The sequence below is a fragment of the Ralstonia sp. 22111 genome, assembly GCF_052045895.1.
GTDB classification, from domain to species: Bacteria; Pseudomonadota; Gammaproteobacteria; order Burkholderiales; family Burkholderiaceae; genus Ralstonia; species Ralstonia wenshanensis.
Genome location: NZ_JBQEPR010000001.1, coordinates 1,311,666 through 1,329,948 on the forward strand (window position 1 = coordinate 1,311,666; position 18,283 = coordinate 1,329,948).

15 protein-coding genes are annotated in these 18,283 nt (G+C 63.7%); 11 read left to right on the forward strand and 4 right to left on the reverse strand.

Annotated features, from left to right (window positions below):
* Window positions 1-204 precede the first annotated feature (204 nt).
* The 6 genes from ACTJK4_RS06180 (at window position 205) to ACTJK4_RS06205 (ending at window position 6,304) form a co-directional block, all read left to right on the forward strand.
* Window positions 205-918 (forward strand): response regulator transcription factor, encoded by a 714-nt coding sequence (locus ACTJK4_RS06180; RefSeq protein ID WP_045204378.1) that lies wholly within the window; start codon window positions 205-207, stop codon window positions 916-918.
* Window positions 902-2,581, forward strand: a complete 1,680-nt coding sequence (locus tag ACTJK4_RS06185) for a FecR domain-containing protein (protein ID WP_440816765.1) — start codon at window positions 902-904, stop codon at window positions 2,579-2,581. Before ACTJK4_RS06180 ends, ACTJK4_RS06185 begins: the two co-directional genes overlap by 17 nt.
* On the forward strand, window positions 2,574-4,907 hold the full coding sequence (locus ACTJK4_RS06190; RefSeq protein ID WP_440816768.1) for a CHASE2 domain-containing protein: 2,334 nt from the start codon (window positions 2,574-2,576) through the stop codon (window positions 4,905-4,907). Before ACTJK4_RS06185 ends, ACTJK4_RS06190 begins: the two co-directional genes overlap by 8 nt.
* Window positions 4,908-5,083: 176 nt before the next feature.
* Window positions 5,084-5,284 carry a hypothetical protein gene (locus ACTJK4_RS06195; RefSeq protein WP_260804236.1) on the forward strand — a complete coding sequence of 67 codons (201 nt, stop codon included), beginning with the start codon at window positions 5,084-5,086 and terminating at the stop codon, window positions 5,282-5,284.
* A gap of 34 nt (window positions 5,285-5,318) precedes the next feature.
* Window positions 5,319-6,026, forward strand: a complete 708-nt coding sequence (locus ACTJK4_RS06200) for a response regulator transcription factor (RefSeq protein WP_232042420.1) — start codon at window positions 5,319-5,321, stop codon at window positions 6,024-6,026.
* 26 nt (window positions 6,027-6,052) lie between these two features.
* Window positions 6,053-6,304: a GlsB/YeaQ/YmgE family stress response membrane protein gene (locus ACTJK4_RS06205; RefSeq protein ID WP_440816772.1), complete on the forward strand. Its 252-nt coding sequence runs from the start codon at window positions 6,053-6,055 to the stop codon at window positions 6,302-6,304.
* A gap of 309 nt (window positions 6,305-6,613) precedes the next feature.
* Here ACTJK4_RS06205 and ACTJK4_RS06210 read toward each other — a convergent pair whose 3' ends face one another.
* Window positions 6,614-7,369: a FadR/GntR family transcriptional regulator gene (locus tag ACTJK4_RS06210; protein ID WP_440816775.1), complete on the reverse strand. Its 756-nt coding sequence runs from the start codon at window positions 7,367-7,369 to the stop codon at window positions 6,614-6,616.
* Window positions 7,370-7,455: 86 nt separating this feature from the next.
* Between ACTJK4_RS06210 and gudD the strand changes: the two genes are divergently transcribed.
* The 5 genes from gudD (at window position 7,456) to ACTJK4_RS06235 (ending at window position 14,873) form a co-directional block, all read left to right on the forward strand.
* Window positions 7,456-8,826 (forward strand): glucarate dehydratase, encoded by a 1,371-nt coding sequence (gudD, locus tag ACTJK4_RS06215; RefSeq protein ID WP_440816778.1) that lies wholly within the window; start codon window positions 7,456-7,458, stop codon window positions 8,824-8,826.
* A gap of 88 nt (window positions 8,827-8,914) precedes the next feature.
* On the forward strand, window positions 8,915-10,207 hold the full coding sequence (locus ACTJK4_RS06220) for an MFS transporter (protein WP_440816781.1): 1,293 nt from the start codon (window positions 8,915-8,917) through the stop codon (window positions 10,205-10,207).
* 10 nt (window positions 10,208-10,217) lie between these two features.
* Window positions 10,218-12,629, forward strand: coding sequence for a TIM-barrel domain-containing protein (locus ACTJK4_RS06225; protein WP_440816784.1), 2,412 nt, complete (start codon window positions 10,218-10,220; stop codon window positions 12,627-12,629).
* Window positions 12,630-12,723: 94 nt separating this feature from the next.
* Window positions 12,724-13,932, forward strand: a complete 1,209-nt coding sequence (locus ACTJK4_RS06230; protein WP_440816787.1) for a porin — start codon at window positions 12,724-12,726, stop codon at window positions 13,930-13,932.
* The gene (locus ACTJK4_RS06235) at window positions 13,932-14,873 is read left to right on the forward strand and encodes an aldose 1-epimerase (protein WP_440816789.1); all 942 of its coding nucleotides are present in this window, start codon (window positions 13,932-13,934) and stop codon (window positions 14,871-14,873) included. The genes ACTJK4_RS06230 and ACTJK4_RS06235 overlap by 1 nt, the downstream gene beginning before the upstream one ends.
* Window positions 14,874-15,387: 514 nt before the next feature.
* Here the strand turns inward: ACTJK4_RS06235 and ACTJK4_RS06240 are convergent.
* From ACTJK4_RS06240 to ACTJK4_RS06250, 3 genes are all read right to left on the reverse strand, one after another.
* Window positions 15,388-16,185, reverse strand: coding sequence for a DUF4145 domain-containing protein (locus ACTJK4_RS06240; protein ID WP_440816792.1), 798 nt, complete (start codon window positions 16,183-16,185; stop codon window positions 15,388-15,390).
* Between the two features lie 174 nt (window positions 16,186-16,359).
* On the reverse strand, window positions 16,360-16,968 hold the full coding sequence (locus ACTJK4_RS06245; RefSeq protein WP_440816794.1) for a hypothetical protein: 609 nt from the start codon (window positions 16,966-16,968) through the stop codon (window positions 16,360-16,362).
* Window positions 16,969-17,230: 262 nt separating this feature from the next.
* Window positions 17,231-18,283 (reverse strand): tyrosine-type recombinase/integrase (locus ACTJK4_RS06250; protein ID WP_440816796.1); only part of this gene is annotated, 1,053 nt, incomplete at its 5' end.

The following is an 18,283-nucleotide window of genomic DNA, read 5'->3' on the forward strand; positions in this document are numbered from 1 at the left end:
AGCATGAGCTGGGCTCAAGCCGGCGTGCCACACATGCTGGCGGGGCGTGGGTAAGGTCTTGCGCGGCGGACACGTGCCGCGCCAATGGTGGCAGGTGGATCGAACAACGATGCGCCGGTCCGGGACCCCGATCACAACGACGAACGGAGTGAGCCGGCATTTCGCATAGCGATGCCGGACCCGAAACGGGGAAAGGCAATCCAGATGGCGATACGAATTGCCTCGGTAGAAGACAACCAGGCGCAGTCCGATTTGATCCGAGAGATCCTGGTTTCGTCCGGATACGAATGCGAGTGTTTCAGTAACGGAGATGCCTTCGTCAAGGCGCTGCGGGATCGTACCTTCGACCTGCTGCTGCTCGACTGGCAGTTGCCCGATATCAGCGGCATCCAGCTTGTGAGCTGGGTGCGGCAGACGGTCGGCCCAGCCCTGCCGGTGCTGTTTCTGACCAACCGGTCGCTCGAAGACGACGTGGTACGCGGGCTGGCCGCCGGCGCCGATGATTACGTCGTCAAGCCGGTGCGCCGCGCCGAGCTGGTAGCGCGTGTCGGTGCGCTGCTGCGTCGCGCCGCGCCGCGCACGAGCGAATCGCTCGAACGCATTCGCGTCGGCCCGTACGCGGTGGACCCGGTCGGGCGCGTGCTGACGTTGAATGGCTCGCAGGTCGAGCTGTCGCCGCGCGAGTTTGATCTTGGGCTGTACCTGTTCCGCAATGTCGGCAAGCTGGTGCCGCGAGAACTGATCGAGCAGGCAGTCTGGGGGCGCAGCATTGGCCCGGATTCGCGCACGCTCGCCACGCATATTTCAAAGCTTCGGCTCAAACTCGATCTCAATCAGAAGAATGGCGTGCGACTGGTCTCGGTGTATTCGCATGGCTATCGGCTCGAAACCACGCAGGAAGATGGTGAAGCAAGCTGACGCAATTTGGAGTGGTTTGATTGGGCGCGCCGCGTTTGTCGGCGCGTTCGTTCTTTTTGGCGGCGTGTGGCAAGCGGCCATGGCCCAGCCTTCCGGCGCCGACGGCAGCGATTTCCTCTATCGCGTGCGGCAAGGCGATACGTTGATCAATCTCGCGGAACGTTACATGGACAGCGCCGAGGGCTGGCGCCTGCTGCAGCAGCGCAACCATGTCGCCGATCCGTATCGGCTGAAACCCGGCTCGCTGCTGCGCATTCCGTTCGATCGCATTCCGGTGGTGCCCGCCACGGCGCAGGTCGTGTTTGCGCGCGATGCAACGACCGGCGGCAAGCCGCTGCAAACGGGCATGAGGCTCGCAGAAGCGTCGCAGATTGATACCGGCGACAAGGGCGCCGTGACGCTGGCATTTGATGACGGCACGCGCGTGACGGTCCCGCCGGGCAGCCACGTGGCGCTGTCGCGTGTGCGCGCGTTTGCGCGTGCCGGGCTGATCGATGTGCGTGTGCACGTGAAGCAGGGCGAGGCCGAATCCAACGTCTCGCCCAGAAAAACCGGCGTGGGCCGGTACGAGATTTCCACGCCGGCGCTGGTGACAGGTGTGCGCGGTACGCGTTTCCGCGTGCAGGCAAGCGACGCCGTGTCGACGAGTTCCGTGCTCGAAGGTGAGGTGGCCACGCGCGCCGGTCGTCAGAAGCAGGCGGTCAAGGCCGGCTTTGGCGTGCAGGCATCGGCTGGGCACCTCAAGCGCGCAGCGCTGCCTGCTGCGCCCAAGCTCGACGCCATCCCCCAGCTTGTGCAGACGCCGTGCCTGCGCGCAACGTGGCAGCCCGTCAAGGGCGCGGTCGGCTATCGAGCTGCAGTGGCGCGCGATGCCGCCCTGACCGAACTCAGCGCTTACCAATTGAGCAAGACGCCCGTAGTAACGCTCTGCGGCGATGAGGACGGCGACTACACGCTCGTCGTGCAAAGCATCGATGCGCTCGGGCTGACAAGCGAGTCGGCCACGTGGCCGTTCACCGTGCGCCTGCACCCGGAAGCGCCCTATACGATCCAGCCCGCCAACGGCCGGACTTACCGCAGCGGCGACGTGGCATTCGCATGGGCTGCCGTGTCCGATGCTGGCAGTTACGACATGGAAGTCGCAGACGCAGAGACCTTTGCCTCGCCGGCTGTCCAGCAGCATGCCAAAGATGTGCGTCTGACCAAGCCATTGACGGCCGGCACATGGTGGTGGCGTGTGCGCTCCGTGGCCGCAGACGGCAAAACAGGCCCGTGGAGCGATGCGCTGCGTTTTCGCGTGCTCGACATTCCGCCGGATGCCGTGCCGACAGCCGCAGTGGAAGCCGGCGACGATGGCAAGCTGCACGCTCACTGGTCTGCGCTGTCGCCGGAGCTGGCGGCATCTGGCGCGCGCACGCGTGTGCAACTGGCGGGCGACACAAGCTTCGCCAAGCCCATCGCTGACATTGTGAGCGAAGGCAATGAGGCCACCATTCCGCGGCCGCCGTCCGGCGTGTATTACATCCGCACCGGCGTAGATCTGGGCGATGCGGCATCAGTGGTCTACGCCAAGCCGCAGCGCATTGACGTCGGCACCTTCGTCGGTGACTCCGCGCGCAGCCCGGTGCAGAGCGGCGGCAGCAATCTCCTTCTCAATGACTGAACCCGTACCCGCCAAGTCGGATGTGCGCAGCCTGGGGCGGCGCGCGCTGGTGGAGTGGGGCGTGCTGGTGGTGTTGGCTGCGCTGCTGACGTTGGGTGCGGTGCGCTGGAGCGTGGTCGCGCGGCTTGACGCGGCGCTGTACGACACCGTCATCACGCTGCATGGGCATGCGCCGCGCGACGATATCGTCATCGTGGCCATTGATGACCAAAGCCTTGACGCGGTGGGGCGCTGGCCCTGGCCGCGCGCCCGGCTGGCCGATCTGATTGCGCGCGTCGGGCAGGCGCAGCCGCGCGCCATCGGCGTCGATATTCTGCTGATCGAACCCGATCTTGCGCAGCCCGAAGGCGATCGGGCATTGACCGCCGCCATCGAGCAGGCCGGACACGTTATCCTGCCCGCGCTGCCTGAGCGCACGGAGCACGGGCGCGTGTATCACTATCCGTTTCTCGGTATCAACGCGTCTATCGCGCATATCGATGCCGCCCCCGACGCGGACAGCGTCGTGCGTGGCATGTATCTGGCCGAGGGCCCGCGTGCGCATGTGCTGGACCATCTTGCCGTGCAGCTCGCGCGACAGGCGCTCCAACCGCCTGCCTCCATACCGACGCTGCCTGATGTGGAGACCGATGCCGCGGGTTGGACGCGACGGGCGCATATCCGCTTAAATTTCGCGGGGCCGGCCGGTACATACCGGCATGTGCCGGCGCTGGACGTGCTCAACGGTCACGTGCCGCCCGAGGCGCTTGCCGGCAAGCTGGTGCTGATCGGGGCGACGGCATCGGGCGTGTCCGATATCTTTGCGACGCCGCCTTCGCGCACGATGAGCGGCGTTGAAGTGCTGGCCAACGCCACGCAAACCGTACTCGACAGCAGCGCCATCCTGCCTGTGCCACCGGGCGTGTTCTGGGCGATGACGCTGCTTCCCTTGCTGATGACCGCGTTTGCCGTGCGTTGGCTTACGCCGCGCATGGCGCTTGCCGTGGCGCTGGCGGGTGCCGCCGTGTTGTTGTTGAGCGCGATTGGCGCGCTGGTGTTCGGCAATCGCTGGTTGCCGCCGTTTGCCGCGTTGGTTGGCCCGCTGGTGCTGTATCCGCTGTGGAGCTGGCGCCAGCAGGAAGCCGCGTTGCGCTTCCTACGTGACGAGATGCAGCGCCTGGCGCGCGAGCCCGGCTTGTTGGGCGATACCGCGCCACTCGCCCGCACTGGCCGTACCTTGGGCGCGCACATGGATGCCGTCGCCTCGCTCACCGATAAGCTGCGCGGGCTGCGTCGCTTCCTGGCCGATGCGCTCGAGAGCCTGCCCGATGCCACGGTCATCTGCACGCATGACGGCACGATCCGCCTGGCGAATGGCCGCAGTGCAGATCTGGCCGGCCAGCTGCAGACGCCCGGTCAGAATCGCGCGGCCGCGCTGCGTGACCTGCCGACGCTGTTGGCGCGTGCGTTTCCCGACCCCGCCGCCGGCGAGCACTACTGGGCACGCTGGCTGGCCAATCCCATCGGGCTCGAACCCGTCGAGCTGCAAACGCACGACGGCCGCTCGATGTTGATGCACGCCGCCGCGTTGCGGGACGAAGCGGGCCGCCCCGTCGACATCATCGTCAGTTTTGCCGACATCACCCCCGTGCGTCAGGCCGAGCGTCATCGCGAAGAAGCGCTGCGGTTCATCTCGCACGACATGCGTTCGCCGCAGAGCGCCATCCTCGCGCTGATCGAACTGCAGCGCGACGCATCGCGCGCGTTGGATCGCGAAGCGCTGCTCGCGCGCATCGGGCAGTTGTCGTCGCGCACGCTGGAACTGGCCGATGCCTTTATCGACCTGGCGCGCGCCGAATCGCAAACACTCAAGCTGGTGGAGGTGGATCTGATCGGCCTCGTGCTCGATGCCGCTGACGAGGTCTGGCCGCTCGCGAATCGTCACCAGGTGGAAGTGCGCGTGGTGGCGGACATCGAAGCGGCCGTGCGGGGCGAGCCACGCTTGCTGGTGCGCGCGCTGGTGAATCTGCTAAACAACGCCATCAAGTTCAGCGCGGCGGGTTCAGTCGTCACCGTGTCGGTCAAACAGGACGAGGCGATGTTCTCGGTGGCCGTGGCCGACCAGGGCGCGGGCATTGCCCTGGACGATCAGCCGCGGTTGTTCCAGCCGTTCCACCGCTTGCATGAGAGCGCGGCCAATGCGCCGTCCGGCAGTGGACTGGGTCTTGTATTCGTGAAGACAGTGGTCGACCGGCACGGCGGCCGGATTGCCGTGCAGAGCGCGCCGGGGCTCGGTTCCACCTTCACGCTGTGGCTGCCGCGCGCGGCGCATCGCCACGACGCCTGAGGCCATCGCGGTCTCGTGTGGCCTTTGCCACATTTTCTTTTCAATCATTTGCATTTCTGCACTGCGGCGGCCCTACAGTTCATTGGCCGACCCGCACAGCATGCGCCGGTGACACACCGGTCGAGAGACGACGGCACCTTGGAAAACCGAGCACAGACACGCCCGAGGCGCCACGAATGTTGAGCCAGACTGCAACCGATGTTTTGAGCGAATGCGATTACGAACGCGTTCGCGCCCAACTGCATCAAGCCCTGCGCGGCGACGGGAACCCGCCGCAGGTCGAACGCTTCTGGCTGGCTGGTCGGCATGTATCCATGTGGCGCGGCGGCGGTCGCGACGGCAGCAATGCACAAGACCATCGCCGCACCGCCGCCTGACCGCGCCGCACGCAGTCAACCTCGAAACCGAGCCATGAAAATCGGTCTGATCGACACGCACCTCGCCCGCCAGCAGGCGATCCACTCCGCGCTGCAGCCCACCCGCTTCGAATGTGTGCCGCTGTTTCTCTCCCGCCAAGTTTTTGAAGCCATTGATGTGCACGGCATCAACCTGTTGATGGTCGGCGCGCATGCGCACGACATGCCGGGCCTCTCGCTGGTGCGCACCGTGCGCGAGCGTGTGGGCCCCGGTATGGCAATCGTCTACCTTGCCGACGGCCAGGCCGATACCGAAACCGCAGACGCGCTCAATCACGGCGCAGACCTGTGCTTCCAAGGTGATATCCGTCCGCCTGAGTTGCTCGCGCGGCTTGATGCCTTGATCCGCCGCTTTGCCGTGAGCCGGGCGGTGAGAGCGTCGGAGATTCAGTTGGGCCCGTACACGCTGGACCGGCAAAATCGTTCCATCCGGTTGCGCGATGTTTCGGTGTCGGTGCATGCGCGTGAATTTGAGCTGGCGTTGCTGTTGTTCGCGAATGCGGGGCGCGTTCTCTCGCGCGCCGACATCGAACTGGCGCTCTGGGGCCGTGAACTGAGCCCGTATTCACGCACGCTCGATACGCATGTCTCGCGCTTGCGCAAGAAGTTGCTGCTCGGCACGGAGAATGGCTTGCGCCTGCGCGCAATCTACGGGCAGGGCTTCTGCCTGGAGCGCGTGATGGATGCGGCGGCAACGCACTGACAGGCGCAACCCACGGAGCCACTGCCATGCAACTGCTCTGTCTCACCATCCTCATCGGCTTTCTGGCCGGTCTTGTGTCCAGGTGGATCACGCCAGGACGAGGCGTCAGCGGTTTCCTGCTCACGATCATGGTCGGCATTGCCGGTGCGCTGGCAGCCGCCTTGCTCGGCCAGTTGATGCGCTGGTATGAGCCGGGCCAATTGGCGGGATTTGTCGGTTCGGTGGCCGGCGCCGTCATCCTGCTCGCCGGCTATCACCTGATGGCGCGCGATCGCTGAGTGCGGCGCTTGAAAACAAAAATGCCCGCGAGTCGGGGCTTTTTTATTGGGCCGGGGGAAGGGCGGATTGAGTGGCGGGCCCAAAAAGAAACGCCCTGACACTCGGGACAGCAGCATCAGGGCCAAGAAGGCCGCGGCTCTCTCTTCCGCGACCGGAGCGCACCCACGAGGGGTCGGTGCAAGCTCAGGTTACGTGGCTGAGAGCGAGGGAATGCAAATCTTTATCAACAGCGCCAACGCCATGGGGGCGCGATGATAGCCGGCGTCGAGTAATAGGACGTCGTACAACTTGACGGCCCTGGTGTCAACTCAGCCTGCCGTTGCCGGTGTTTGCGCGCCGGCCGCTTCATGTGCGCGGCGCAGGCGTTCCCGGCTGTTTGAGAGGTGCATGCGCATGGCAGCGCGCGCGGCTTCGGGGTCTTTGCGGGCGATGGCCTCGAAGACGCTGTGGTGCTCGCGGTTGACCGTGGCACGCAGTTCCGGCGCATTCAGATAACCCACTTGGGCCAGCCCCATCCGCGTGCGAGGGATGAGTGTTTTGCCGAGCTGGGCGAGGGCGCCAACAAAGTGTTCATTGCCCGTGGCGCGCGCGATGCTCAGGTGAAATTGCAGGTCGGAGGTGGCGCTGTCGTTGCCGTCCGCCTGGTCCTGCTCGATGGCTTCGAGCGCCAGGCGCAGGGTGTCGATTTCGGCAGGAGAGATGCGCTGCGCGGCCAAGCCTGCGCACTCCGTTTCAATGGCCACGCGCAGCTCCAGCATGCTCAAGATGTCGTGCAGTGTGGACGCATCGCCCAGCGGGATGCTGTTATCTGCGCGCGGCGGCAGGACAAAACTGCCGATGCCGTGACGCGTTTCGATCAGCCCTTTGGCCTGCAGGCGCGAAATGGCTTCGCGTATTACCGTGCGGCTCACGCCGAGCGCTTCCATCAACGCGGATTCTGTCGGCAGCTTGTCGCCAACGCGCAGGGATTCATTGGCGATGCGCCCTTTGATATGGTCCACCACCACGTCCGCCAGGCTTTGGGTGCGGCGCACAAGCGTTGCGGGCGGGTGGGTGGTGGGCATGCAATCTCCGGAGGGGGCGGGTTTACCAGGGGTGGTTCAGCAGGAATGTGTCAATTATAGTCCCGTTCCATGTTGTACGACGACTGATGACATACGTGATGACCATGAATCACCAAGCTTCCGAAACCCCACTGCACACGCCGCGCGTCACGCGCCTCCAGGTCATTCCCGTGGCCGGCCGAGACAGCATGTTGCTGAACCTGAGCGGCGCCCACGGCCCGTTCTTCACCCGCAACATCGTCATTCTGGAAGACTCCGAGGGTCATACCGGCGTGGGCGAGGTGCCGGGCGGCGAGTCCATCCGCAAGACCATCGAGGACGCGACGCCGCTGGTTGTCGGACAACCCATCGGTGCGTACAACAACGTGCTCAACAGCGTGCGCCGCCAATTTGCCGATCGCGACGCCGGCGGCCGCGGGTTGCAGACCTTTGACCTGCGCACCACCGTGCATGCGGTGACGGCGCTGGAAAGCGCGCTGCTCGACTTGCTCGGCCAGCATCTCGGCGTGCCCGTGGCGGCGCTGTTGGGGCAGGGGCAACAGCGCGCCAAGGTGCCGGTGCTCGGCTACCTGTTCTTTGTGGGCGACCGAAAGCGCACCGACCTGGACTACGCCGACGGCAGCGACGCCACTGACGACTGGACCTGCGTGCGCCACGAAGAAGCGCTCACGCCGGAAGCGGTGGTGCGCCTGGCCAAGGCGGCCCACGCACGCTACGGCTTCAAGGATTTCAAGCTCAAGGGTGGCGTGCTGAGCGGCGATGACGAAATGGTCGTCACGACCGCGCTGGCTGAAGCCTTTCCGGAAGCGCGCGTCACGCTGGACCCGAACGGCGCGTGGTCGCTGGCGGAGGCCATTCGCCTGTGCCGCGACAAGCACGACGTGCTGGCCTACGCCGAAGACCCGTGCGGTGCAGAAGGCGGTTACTCCGGCCGCGAGGTGATGGCCGAATTCCGCCGCGCCACGGGTCTGCCGACGGCCACCAACATGATCGCCACCGACTGGCGCCAGATGGGGCACGCCATTCAGCTGCACTCGGTCGACATTCCGCTGGCCGATCCGCATTTCTGGACCATGCAGGGCTCGGTGCGGGTGGCGCAGATGTGCGACGACTGGGGCCTGACGTGGGGCTCGCACTCCAACAACCACTTCGACATTTCGCTGGCGATGTTTACGCATGTTGCTGCTGCCGCGCCGGGCAACATCACCGCCATCGATACGCACTGGATCTGGCAAGACGGCCAGCGGCTGACGCGCGAACCGTTCCAGATCGTCGGCGGCGAGATTGATGTGCCGGCCGCACCGGGCCTGGGTGTCACGATCGACATGGAACAACTGGAAAAGGCCCACGCGCTGTACAAGCAGCACGGCCTGGGCGCACGCGACGACGCAATCGCCATGCGCCAACTGATTCCCAACTGGCAGTTCGATAACAAGCGCCCCTGCATGGTGCGCTGACCGCTACGGCGGCACCCCGGGACGGCGACAGTCGTATCGCGCCGTCCCGTAAGTCAATCACGAATAAGAAGACATCGGAGACAACACCGTGAAGACCATCAAGGGCTTGCGCTGGTGGATCATCGTGCTGGTGTGCCTGGGCACGATCGTCAACTATCTGGCGCGCAACTCGCTGGGCGTGCTGGCGCCCACGCTCAAGGATGAGCTGGGGATGAGCACCCAGCAGTATTCCTACGTGGTGGCTGCGTTCCAGGTCGGCTACACGGTCATGCAGCCCGTCTGCGGCTTTATCGTCGACCTTGTCGGCTTGCGTATCGGCTTTGCGTTGTTTGGTGTGTTGTGGTCGTTTGCTGGCGTGCTGCATGCGGGCGCAAGTGGTTGGCTGTCGTTGGCGGGCTTTCGTGCACTGATGGGGCTGACCGAAGCCGCTGCCATTCCGTCGGGCATGAAGGCGGTGGCGGAATGGTTTCCGGACAAGGAAAAATCCGTTGCCGTCGGCTGGTTCAACTCGGGTACGTCGCTCGGCGCGATGTTGGCGCCGCCGCTGGTGGTCTTCCTGCACCTGCGTTACGGCTGGCAATCGGCGTTTGTCGTGACTGGCGCCCTCGGTTTCTTGTGGGCCGCGTTGTGGTTCGCGTTCTATCGTTCGCCGAAAGACCATGCCTCGTTGTCCGATGCCGAGCGCGAAAAGATCATCGGCGGGCAGCTTCGCCCTGTGAGCGCCGAGCGCGGCAAGCGCCCGGTCAAGGATGTTGTGACGTCGCGCCGCTTCTGGGCGATTGCGCTGGCGCGCTTCTTTGCCGAGCCGGCCTGGCAAACGTTCAGCTTCTGGATTCCGCTTTACTTCGTGAACGAGCGCCACCTCGATCTGAAGGAGATCGCCATGTTTGCGTGGCTGCCGTTCCTGGCGGCGGACCTGGGCGGGCTGGCGGGCGGCTACCTGTCGCCGTTCCTGATCAAGCGTTTCCGCATTCCGCTGGTGTGGTCGCGTGTGTGCGGTGTTGTGCTGGGTGCATTCATGATGATTGGTCCGGCGTGCGTCGGGCTCGTGGCGTCTCCCTATACGGCCATTGCGTTGTTCTGCGTGGGCGGCTTTGCGCACCAGATGATTTCTGGCCTGGTCAACACGCTGTCTGCGGACGTGTTCGACCCGGAAGAAGTGGGTACCGCCAGCGGCTTTGCCGGCATGGCTGCGTGGATCGGCGGCCTGGGCTTCTCGCTGCTGGTGGGGGCGCTAGCCGACAAGGTTGGCTATGGCCCGCTGTTCGGCATGCTGGGCGCGTTCGATCTGATCGGCGCGGTGCTGCTGATCGTGTTGATTCGCGGGCAATCGCAGGAAGAGCGCGCCGCGCGTCAGATGAGTCTCTCTGCTTCACACTGAGTTGAAACCGATGTCCATGTTGCATCCCCCCCGATTCGAACTCCAGGCGCACGAAGGCAACCGGCTGCGCCTGGCCAGCAGTGGCGGCGCTGCGATTGAACTCTTCGTGCTGGAAGAAGACATCATTCGCGTGCTCGTGCTGCCGCAGGGCGACCTGCGCGGCCCCGCCACGTGGTCGATTGCACCGGGCGGTGACGACACGCCGCTCGAAGGGCGCGACCGCCGCGACCTGAGCGGCTTCTCGCTGCCCGCTTTTGCGCTGCACACCGATGCCGACACGCTGCGCGTGGAAACCAGCAAGATTCGCCTGAGCGTTGCCCTCGCCGGTGGCTTTTGCACATGGCAGATCCGCGGGGCGGGCGAATGGCAGACCGTACTGAACGATCGCCCCACGCAGGCCTACAACTTTGGCTACTGGGACGAGCAGGTCTACCACTACGTGCGCCGCGAACCCGGCGAGATGTACTTCGGCCTGGGCGAGCGTGCAGGCGACATGAACCGGGCGCACCAGCGCTACGAGATGCGCAACATCGATGCGATGGGCTACAGCGCGCGCACGACCGATCCGCTGTACAAGCACATCCCGTTCTACGTGACGTGGCAACCGGAAAATCGCACCGGCTTCGGCCTGTTCTATGACACGCTGTCCGATTGCAGCTTCGACATGGGTCGCGAGCTGGACAACTATCACGGGCACTATCGTTACTTTGTGGCGCCGCACGGCGATCTCGATTACTACTTCATCGCCTCGCCGGACACGCCGCTCGACGCCACGCGCCGCTTTACGTGGATGACCGGCCGCCCCGCGTGGATGCCAAAGTGGGGCCTTGGTTATTCCGGCTCGACCATGACGTACACCGACGCGCCCAACGCGCAAGAGCAGATGGCCGAGTTCATCAAGGGATGCCGTGAGCACGACATCCTGTGCGATTCGTTCCATCTGTCGTCGGGCTATACGTCGATCGGACCGAAGCGCTACGTCTTCAACTGGAACACCGACAAGTTCCCCGATGCGCGCGGCTTCGTCCAAAGCTACTTGGATGCGGGTATTCGCCTGTGCCCGAACATCAAGCCGTGCCTGCTCCGCGATCACCCGAAGTTTGAAGAAGCAAGAGAAGCCGGCCTGCTGATTTACGATGCAAAGGGCGAGCCGGCCTGGGTGCAATTCTGGGACGAGGTCGGCGCGTATCTCGACTTCACCAACCCGGAAACGCTCGACTGGTGGAAGGCCAACGTCAAGAGCGCGCTGCTCGAATACGGCATGGCGTCCACCTGGAACGACAACAACGAATTCGAAGTCTGGACGCCCGATGCTTTCGCCCACGGGTTCGGCAAGAAGGCGCCCATCCGCGAAGCCAAGGTGCTGCACACGATGCTGATGATGCGCGCCTCGCGCGAAGCACAGCTTGAGTTCGCGCCGCAGCGTCGGCCCTTCCTGGTGTCGCGCTCGGGCGGTGTCGGCATGCAGCGCTATGTGCAGACGTGGTCCGGCGACAACTACACGTCGTGGGAAACACTGCGCTACAACCTGAAGATGGGTTTGGGGCTCGCGCTATCGGGGGTCTCGAACATCGGCCACGACATCGGCGGGTTTGCGGGACCTGCGCCGTCGCCGGAGCTGCTGGTGCGCTGGGTGGCGTTTGGCGTGTTCATGCCGCGCTTCTCCATCCATTCGTGGAACGACGACAAGACCGTCAACGAGCCGTGGATGTATCCGCAGGTCACCGCGCAAATCGCCTCGCTGATCAAGCTGCGCTATCGGCTGATTCCGTATCTGTACGAACTGCTATGGCAATCCACTCAAGCCTGCGAGCCGGTGCTGCGCCCGACGTTTGCCGAGTTCCCGAATGACCGCCGCTGCTACGCCGAGTGCGATGACATGATGCTCGGCACTTCGCTGCTGGTGGCGCCGACGGTGGACGAGGGGCAGACCGAGCGCACCGTCTATCTACCGGCAGGCGCACGCTGGGTTTCGTACTGGAGTGGCGAGGCCTTCGACGGCGGACAGACCATCACGCTGCCTTCGCCGTGGGACCAGCCGGTCATGCTCATTCGCGAAGGCGGCGTGATCGCGTTGAACGTGGCGGAGCAGCATTTCGACCAGCGCGCCGACCAACGCGGCTTCGTTGTTGTACCGATGCACGGCATTGGCGAGGCGATCGGCGGCTGCATTGAGGACGACGGCGAAACCGAAGCGTGGCGCAGCGGCGAGCAGGGGCGCTGGAGCGTGCGAGCGGTGTCGGATGCGCAGGCCATCACGCTGCACGTATCGCGCGAGGGCAAGATGCCGACACACGCCGACACGCTCGAGATTTACCTGCCCGCGAGTGATGGACGGCAAGTGCAGACGCCGCATGCCCGCGTGCTGGAAGCCGATGTTGCGGGTGGCTGGCGCCGCTTGAGGTTGCAATTGCTGGCCTAGTGCCGCATCCTCGCTGCGCATCAAATTCGAGGTCCGGAGAGGCCCGGCGGTGCGCGGTGTTCCCTTGGTGCAGGAGATTTCCGAGATAACAACGATGAAGACGACACGAGCCAAACGTTCCTTTTCGATCCGCCCGGTCTACGCATCGGTTGCGCTGCTTTGTGCGGGCGCTTCGATGCACGCCGCAGCGCAAACGTCGGTCACGCTGTATGGCGTGGTCGACAATGCCTTTGCTTATTCGAGCAACCAGGGCGGCCACTCCAATGCCTACATCAACTCGGGCGCCTTGCTGGCCAGCAAGTTCGGCCTGTATGGCACGGAAGACTTGGGCGGCGGCAACACTGCGCTGTTCCGGCTGGAGAGCGGCTTCAATGCCGACACAGGGCAGCAAGCCCAGGCTGGCTACATCTTCAACCGCCAGGCCTACGTCGGCCTGAGCAACACGAACTACGGCCAGGTCACGCTCGGTCGTGCGTACACGCCGTACTTCCAGTACGTCGCATCGCTGGGCCCGACCAACGTGCTGACGGGTGCCACCGGCGCGCACCCCGGCGACGTCGATGCGTTGGATACCACGCTGCGCTTCAACAACTCCATCACCTACACCACGCCGGTGTGGGGTGGTCTGCAAGCGGGCGTGCAATACGGCTTTGGTGAGCAGGCGGGCAGCGTTTCCAACGGCAGCAGCGTGAGCACCGCGTTGCGCTATGACTATCAGGCTTTCTCGTGGGGCGTTGGCTATACGCGGCTGAAGAACGTGTCGAGCGGCTCGACGGCCGGCAACTTCAGCAACGTCGGAACGTTCGCCAACAACTCGCCCGTCAACTCCGGCTATGCCACGGCCGACTCCGCGCAGCTCATCGCCACGGCCGCGCGCTATACGTTCGGCAAGCTGATGGTCGGCTTGAACTACTCGAACGTTCAGTACAAGCCGGGCGCACTGTCGCTGTTCACGCAGTCGGCCACGTTCAATACGGTGGGCGCGATTGCCACTTACGATCTGACGCCGGCATTGCGGCTCGCCTTCGGCTACAGCTACACGGCTGAGAAGGCGCGCAACGGTATCAGCTCGCCCGCCAAGTACAACCAGTTCTCGATGGAGCAGCTGTATTCGCTGTCAAAGCGCACGGCGTTCTATGCGATCCAGGCGTACCAGCGCGCCAACGGCCAGACGCTGCGCGCTTCGGGGACGAGCACGTCCATCGTGGATGCGGTGGCGTCGGTAGGCGATTCGCAGAACGGCACGCCGTCGAACGGGCGCAGCCAGTTCGTGGGCATGGTCGGCATCCGGCATTCGTTCTGATGGATAGCAAGACCAAGACTTGGCTTGCGCCGGGGCCAATACATACGCTGCAGGCCGGTGCGCTGACGATGGATGTCGCGCCGGCGGCAGGTGGCCGCATTGCCTCGCTGGCTTCGACCAGCGAGGGCGGCCGGCGGGTCGACTGGTTGGCGCCGATGTCGCCCGATTGCCTGCGCGGCGGTTTCGACGGGCTGGCGTGGCCCAAAGCCGGGTGCTATCCGCTGCTGCCGTTCTCCAACCGCATCCGCGATGGACGCTTCCATTGGGACGGCCGCGAGGTCCGTCTTGCACCGCATCCGGGCCAGGCGCATGCCATGCACGGGTTGGCGCACGCACGTGCCTGGACAGTGAGGCAGGTCGCGGCGTCGTCGATCGAACTCGGTTTGCGCTACGTGCCCGAGGCAGACAACTGGCCCTGGCCGTTCACTGCCACCCAAACGCTGGTGCTGAGCGAATCCGGTCTGGATGCCGTCATGACCCTGCGCAATGACGGCGACAGCAGCATGCCGGCCGGTGGCGGCTTTCATCCGTACTTTGCGCGCACGCCCGATACGCGCGTGCAGTTCGATGCTGCGACGATGTGGCCAACGGATGCCGGTGAAGTTGCCGTTCGCCGCGAGCCGATCACGGCGCGGGAAGATTTCCGCCACGCCCGTGCATTGCCGGACGCAGCGCTCAGTGTCTATTACAGCGAATGGCGGCAGTGTGCCGTGGTGTCCAGCGCGGGTGGGGTGCTTACGCTCAGCGCCGATGACCCGCTCGACCACTTCATCCTGCACGCGCCGCACGCGCAGCCATATTTCTGCCTGGAGCCTATTTCGCACGTGGCTGACGCGATCAACCTGGCGGCCCAAGGATGGGAAGGCACGGGCCTGCGTGCTTTGGCGCCCGGAGAGACGCTGCAGATGCGCATGCAATTGCGCATCGAATCCACGGCCTGAAATGCGTCGCCGCGCTAGTGGCGCTCGCCGGCCCACAGCGCCTCTTTGTCGAACCGCACCGTCAGGAAGCCGGTGAATGCGCTCACCTTGGCAGGCAGGTGGGCGCGTTGCGGTTACACCGCGAAGATGTCCGCCGCGGGCAGCNCTCTGCGGATCGATCGGCCGGCGCCACAAGCGTCGGCCGCTTTGTTTTCTGCGCACTGAAGCAAAAGCGCATCGCAAATTGCGGAAATGAAAAAGGCCCGACAGTTGCCTGTCGGGCCTTTCATATTCTGGTGGGGCGTGAGTGACTCGAACACTCGACCTACGGATTAAGAGCCAAGGCGAACGCCTTACAGCTTACTGGCAAGTTCCTGTTTTTACAAGGAATTTCACTTCTACGGCTCGCTGTGTCTTACTCAGAATTTCCCGCGATTTCCGGCAAAATTCCGGCAGAGTTGAGGTGTAGCAACGCGCGTAGTGTGGCATTTGACAGTCAGCGAAAATGCGCCCCGCAGGGCGCTCTTAGCATTCTCTACGGCGTTGCCTTCGGCGGCTTGGGTGGCCGGGGCGGTGTTCTGCCTGCCATGCGTGCAACGTCAGCCTCGTGAACGTACAGCGACTGAATCACGTGCTCCATGATGTCCACGAGCGTCTGAAGGTCCTCTTTACTCGGGGTGTGTCCCCTGTGAATCGTGGCACTGCCCACATCCAGCGCTGACTCCAGCCGTTGACGCATTAGCAGCGACACATGCCCGTTGCGGTATAACTCGTCCAAGTTTTCATCAAAACTTCGGCGGTCGCCACCGATCTTGTCGATCATGGCCTGCTCCAATACTGCCCTCACGCCCATTGCTGCAAGATGTGGCTGCTCGTTCTGCAGCGCTCTATATACCTCTTTGCAGATCATCAGCGTTGGGTTGGATGTGAGGGCGGTCTGCATCCACCACTTGACCAACCACTGCGGCTCTTTTCTCCGGGAGGGCGGGGGATAGAAGCTGATCTGTTCGTCCCCGCTCCCCCCATACCAATCCTCTCGCAGTTTTACGCCGTGGCATCCGCCGCACTGCAATGTGTAGTAGGTGCTCTCTTCGTAGAAATCGGGATCTCCGGACTGATTAAAGGCCTGCTTTGCAATATGGAGAACCTTGTGCCAAGTGTTGTTTCCGCAACGGTTGCAGAACGTGTAAACAGTCTCACCGACTTCCATACGCTTCCCCCAAGTTTGTGCTGAATGCATCTGCGAGAATGGTAGCAAGGCCAAGCCGCGTGGCTGCCCCATTGCATGAAGCGCGCGCCAGAAGCGCAAAAACGCCCCCACGAGCGCAGACAAGCGCTGAGCGCCGGGGCGAATGCATGGGGCCTTTTGTGTGGGGCCTTGCGTGCGCGTTTGCATCTGGAGCGGGAGCACGTCAGGCACCACCAAAGACAGAGCCCCGCATGCAGCGGGGCTCTGTAGGCGGCACCAAGTCAAAGCGGTATCCGCGCTTTCTCCTTGGGAAGCGGTTCAAAACATTCCGTTTGCACGCGAGATGAAAATGAACGCGCGTACTAGCCAATAGAAAACATAGAAGAGCCCCAAGAGCGCGGCGAGTCCCAATCCCATGTTCACCCAATTCGGCCACGCGCGGATCGTCTTCGTGGGAATGTTCAGGGCAGGACCGTCTTTTGACCGCACCCCCCCAAGGATGGGCTGATTGGCATACGCGAAGATGTTGAGGGTGACGATTTCTTTTGGTCCAATACTGGCCAACCTGATTATGTGCGTTCCGTTGGAGCGTTCGTCCTCCTCGTAAACGACGGAACCTGAGAACTGAAAATGATCAGGCTTTCGCTGGTGAATGATCTCAACGTCTTCAGCAGCCCGCCGCCCAAGGTTCTCTATGACGAGAGTGTTGGTCTGGAATGTCAGGATGTTCGGGGGCGGTTGCCCCTGCACCGGGGCTCCCCCATTGGCTTGTGCAACCTGGTTGTTCGTGATGGGTACCTTGTACTCGAACCAATGAGGGAACCTAATGGTTAGCTTCGGCTTTGCTTCCAACCGTTGCTGTATGAGCCAAAAGATGAAGCCAATGATGCCGGCGATGATGTAGCCGAGAAGTTTGTCTTGATCCACGATCCCCCCAAAACGCTCGTTATTCCACTGGAATGTACTGCCGTGTTGCAACCATGGAGCGAGCTAGTTTAACTGCTGCAATTCATTAGACGGCGGGGATTGCCAAACTAATCTAGCCTGCGTGGTGGCGACGAACCGTCGCGGTCGGTCTCATTTTTGGCGAACCAGATTCGGGGGCCAGAGTTGCGAAAGCGCGGTGTCGTCTATGCGACGGCCTTTTCGGACCCTTGTGCCAACGAGATCCCCCCTATATGAGGGGCAGTTACCCCAGCTTCGCGAGTAGATCAGCCGGGTTGAGGTGTGTGTACCGCTTCAGCATCTGCATGCTCCTGTGGCCCGTAATGCTGGCCACTTCCAGCGGATGGAGTCCCTTCTCGAACAAGCGGCTGGCGGCCTCGTGGCGCAGGTCGTGCCAGCGCAGATCTGCGAAGCCATCCTCGCTCTTGACGGCCCGTTTCCAGACCATCACGACTGCATTGCAGCTTGTGCCGAAGACAGGGCCAGTCAGCCTGGATGGGGTCACATCCACGGGGCCGAATCGGCTCCGTTCGCCATCCATCAGCTGATCGCGCTGCCACAGTGCGGCCAGCGCTCTCAGCACGTCCACTGCGCGGCGTGACAACGGCAGCTTGGCCGGTACCCCCTTGTTGTCCGCGCCACGCGCCTCCGGCGGGAACTCGATCATCCGGGTTTCAAGCTTGATCCACTCCCACTGCAGAGCGAACAGGGTGCCTTGGCGCAGGCTCGTCTCGATGGCCAGCTCAAATGCGAGCGGCGCCCACGGATTGTTGCTGGCGGCCAGCTTGCCGCGCAGGGTCTCGAATTCCCCTGGGCGCAAGCGTCGATCGCGCGCACGGCTGCCAGACGGCTTGCGGATGTTTTTGAGCGGGTTGGTAAGCGTCTCGAAGCCCCATTCCTTGCGGGCAATCTCAAACACGTGACTGACAATCTGCAGTTCAAGTCGGATCGTGTTCTCGGCACGGCCATCGGCCCGGCGGGCGTCGCGGTACTTGGCGAAGTCCGACCCACGCAGGCTCGCCAGCGTGCGCCAAGCGAGCTCATGTTTCTGCCAGCGTGCGATGCGGGTTCTTTCCTGTTCGGGGTAGCGCTTGGCAGGAACGACATCACGTAGGTAGCGCTCAAGTGCATCGTTCAGGGTTGTCCGCTCGGCCTCGGTCCGATCGACGTAGGCGCCGATGGTGATTTCGGCCTCCGTGCGCTCCGCCCATTGCTGGGCTTGCTGTCGTGTGTCGAAGGTGCGGTAGATGGGCTTGTGTCCGCGCTTGCGGACTTCGGCGCGCCAGTAGGCGCCGCG